Source organism: Vibrio sp. V08_P9A1T1 (assembly GCF_963874405.1).
In the GTDB taxonomy this organism is placed as follows: domain Bacteria; phylum Pseudomonadota; class Gammaproteobacteria; order Enterobacterales; family Vibrionaceae; genus Vibrio; species Vibrio anguillarum.
In genome coordinates, this window is sequence record NZ_CAWNIB010000167.1 from 1 (window position 1) to 3,919 (window position 3,919).

Below are 3,919 nucleotides of genomic sequence, written 5' to 3' on the forward strand. Positions count from 1 at the left end.
TCGCGAGAGCTTGGCGCAACCATGGTGATGGTAACTCACGCATTTAAACAGCTAGAACCAAGCCGATATCAACATTTAGAGCAAGAAAAAGCCTTACTTGTCGGTCTACTTGCGGATATTGGCTTGTTTTGTCTTGTACACGAATATCATTTATATCTTGAGAAAGGCAACTATCTCGATCAAGACATCGCCCTACAGATTTTTCAGTCGCGATGTTCAAAAACCAGTCAGCTTGTGTTAAGAAGTTGGGGGTTCGACTCAGATTTCCTTGAAGTAGCAGGAAATCAATCTTTAGTCGCATCTTCTCACGAAGTCAGTTACCTTGATGTGGCACGTATTGCTCACCATCTTTTACTATTTCGTCGTCAAGATGAAGAGATTGAAGAGCATGACGTCGAAATTAATGCGACCGGAGCTGAGGTGCTATACAACTTAAGTAACCTTAGTGAGCTTGAATTCAAATCAAAACTCAATGATGTGATCAACGCAAGCGGCTTCTAAACCCAAAATAATCAGAGGATGAGATGTTCTCAGGGATGTTATTTATTTTTGCCCCACTAATAGTGGGGTATCTATTTTCTATTGCCAATCAACAGTGGCTAGCAGCATTAAATAAAGCCACGTCTTGGTTAGTTTACGTCATTCTGTTTCTGATGGGTCTAAGCTTGGCAGCCCTCGATAACTTGGGCAGTAACCTACAGTTGATACTCAAATTTACCACTGTATTTTTCTTGATGATCGGTGCTTGCAACTTGTTGGTCTTGCCTTTTATTGACAAATTTCTACCCATAAAAACCGATACAAACCATTCAAAACTGCCACTATCTAGCATGGCGTTAGAATCCGTAAAGCTGATTGTGGTTGTCGGTGGAGGATTGGCGCTTGGGGTTGTATTAGGATTCGATTTAAGTTGGGTGAGCACCGCCAGTGAATGGATCTTGTTCGTATTACTTTTCTTTATTGGTATTCAGTTGAGAAATAGTGGTTTAACTCTACGACAAATTTTGCTCAATAAATACGGAATGGTCATCGCATTAGTCATTATATTGACCTCTTGGATTGGGGGGATCATTGCGGCCATGATTCTTGATATCCCAATTTATCGAGGCCTAGCCATGGCTTCCGGTTTTGGATGGTATTCACTTGCCGGGATTTTAATGGGTGATGCTTTCGGCCCAGTCTATGGTGGTGCCTCTTTCATGATAGAGCTACTTAGAGAACTGATTGCTTTAGTGATGATCCCCATGCTAATCCGAACCAAACCTTGCTCTGCCATCGGCTATGCTGGGGCAACCGCGATGGATTTCACCTTGCCCGTGATCCAGACAACTGGCGGGGTTCGTTGCGTACCGATCGCGATTGTCAGTGGGTTTATTCTCAGCATACTGGTGCCTATTCTTATGCTGTTCTTTGTATCACTTGCAGGCTAGATCTCAGGAATCACTCTAGCCTTCATTTAAACTAACAATAGGGAGTAGAAAACTCCCACACAATAACAAAGCCCAAAGGAAGATTTATGAAACGTGTTCTCGTTGCCCTACTGCTCTCAACTTCAGCGAATGTTGCTCTCGCTGCTGATAACCAATGCTTATCCGAAAAATATGACGCTTATGTCGACGCGTCTCTCCATTGGTATAGTGATCTCGCAGACTTAACGACCGCGCAATATCCTGAACTTACTGAAGTTAGCCAATGGTTTCTGCAAGGACGCCAGCATCACTTTGAATTAAGCCGTGCGGCAGTCCATTATTACCTAAGCAACGATCCTTCGAAAGTCGCCACCTCGCAACCTGTAGAAGCTTGGTTAAAACTAGAACAGCACGACATTAAAGTATTGGCCTCACGCAGTGATGATCTCGGCCACATTGCTAAAATCACCTATGAAGATCGCCAAGCAAAGCCTAACGAAAAAAACTATGAATTACGTTCAGCTTTAGCCGAATTGCTCAGTCATCCGAAGCAGATCGAAGCTGCGTTGAATAAATATAACGATGCCATCGCCTTGATCGAAAAGAAAGTCTGTAACTAGTCGCCGCCTCTACTCTAGCCGAATTAAGACGGGACAACTGTCCCGTTTTCGTTTAGATTGTGCCGCTCGCATTCCATAAAATCAAAATAACGAAGCTGTATGGTATCAGAACAAAAAACTGCAAATGTGAGTTTCGAGAGCTTGTTACGGATCTTCACTGTGCCCGAAGGCCCCGACTCAACACTGACAAAAATAGACCAAGAGCTATCGCGCAATTTGAACCTCTTCTTGCGTGAACATATTGTCGCTGAAGAAAAACCACTCAAAGAGATCGAAAAAGATTTCTCTAATCCGCAAATTCCAGAGTCACCGGAGTTCGTTTCAGAACATACTCAGCATTTGTTGGATAATTTAGTCGCTCATTCAGTGCATACCTCGGCTCCTAGCTTTATTGGTCATATGACATCTGCACTGCCATATTTCTTGATGCCGTTATCAAAGATCATGATTGCGCTGAATCAAAACTTAGTCAAAATTGAAACGTCAAAAGCGTTTACACCGCTAGAACGGCAGGTTTTGGGTATGTTGCATCGTTTGATCTATCAAAAAAACGACGCTTTTTACAGCCAATGGATGCATAGCGCTAATCATTCGCTCGGTGCATTTTGCTCTGGCGGAACAATTGCCAATATCACGGCATTGTGGGTGGCTCGTAATAATGCTTTGAAAGCCGATGGTGATTTCCAAGGCGTCGAAAAAGAGGGGCTGTTTAAAGCCATGCGTCATTATGGTTACCACGGGTTAGCCATTTTAGTGTCTGATCGTGGCCATTACTCTTTAAAGAAAGCCGCTGACGTATTGGGTATCGGCCAAGAAGGCTTGGTTTGTGTAAAAACCGACCACAACAACCGCTTATGCCCACAAGATTTGAAAGCCAAAATGGCACACCTAAAAAGCCAGAAAATTAAACCTTTTGCGGTTGTTGGCGTCGCCGGAACGACAGAAACGGGCAACATTGATCCCTTAAGAGATATCGCCAATATTTGCCAGCAAGAAGGTTGTCATTTTCACGTAGACGCCGCTTGGGGCGGTGCAACATTAATGTCGAATAATCACCGACACTTACTCAATGGTATTGAGTTGGCTGACTCCGTCACAATTGATGCACATAAACAGCTCTACATCCCTATGGGTGCAGGCATGGTACTATTCAAAAAGCCTGATGCTATGCATTCAATTGAGCACCATGCACAGTATATTTTGCGGAAAGGTTCAAAAGATCTGGGTAGTCATACGTTAGAAGGTTCTCGTTCAGGTATGGCCATGTTGGTGTACGCTAGCATGCACATTATTAGTCGCCCTGGCTACGAATTATTGATTGACCAAAGCCTAGCTAAAGCTCGCTATTTCGCCGATCTCATTAAAGAACAAGACGATTTTGAGCTGATTTCTGAACCCGAACTGTGTCTTTTAACCTATCGTTATATTCCTGCTTTTGTTCGCCAAGCACTGCAACAAGCCTTGCCCAATCAAAAAGCAGAACTGAACGAGTTGCTGAATGAAATCACCCAGTTTGTGCAGAAAAAACAAAGGGAAACGGGGCGTTCATTTGTCTCTCGAACCCGTTTAAACCCAGAACGCTGGGACAAGCTTGATACCATCGTATTTCGCGTGGTACTAGCCAACCCGCTAACAACACATGCTATCTTGCACTCGATATTAGATGAGCAACGACATATTGCCACGCTAGCGCCTAATTTGATGGCCAAAATTGAGCTTCTTGCTCAAAGAATCATCAGCTAGAATCCCTGTAAGTTACAGCGAATTGAAAATTTATTTCTTTTTGCTGTAACTAATACATCATTAATGAGCTGGAAATTTCCATTAATCATCGATTTAAATCTAAATTCTGTAGTTTTCATGAAATTTTGTTTGAGGCTTGTCATGTTC

At 43.1% G+C, this 3,919-nt stretch carries 4 protein-coding genes; all 4 read left to right on the top strand.

Annotated features, from left to right (window positions below; genetic code table 11):
* Positions 1–501: HDOD domain-containing protein (locus AACT21_RS07600; protein WP_141195254.1), on the top strand; the 501-nt coding region annotated here is incomplete at its 5' end.
* 23 nt (positions 502–524) lie between these two features.
* The gene (locus tag AACT21_RS07605) at positions 525–1,430 is read left to right on the top strand and encodes a lysine exporter LysO family protein (RefSeq protein WP_094164176.1); all 906 of its coding nucleotides are present in this window, start codon (positions 525–527) and stop codon (positions 1,428–1,430) included.
* A gap of 86 nt (positions 1,431–1,516) precedes the next feature.
* Positions 1,517–2,029 (top strand): hypothetical protein, encoded by a 513-nt coding sequence (locus tag AACT21_RS07610; protein WP_013857115.1) that lies wholly within the window; start codon positions 1,517–1,519, stop codon positions 2,027–2,029.
* A 99-nt stretch (positions 2,030–2,128) separates the two neighbouring features.
* Complete coding sequence (panP, locus tag AACT21_RS07615) at positions 2,129–3,772, top strand: pyridoxal-dependent aspartate 1-decarboxylase PanP (protein WP_088728788.1); 1,644 nt, start codon at positions 2,129–2,131, stop codon at positions 3,770–3,772.
* The last annotated feature ends 147 nt before the right edge of the window (positions 3,773–3,919 follow it).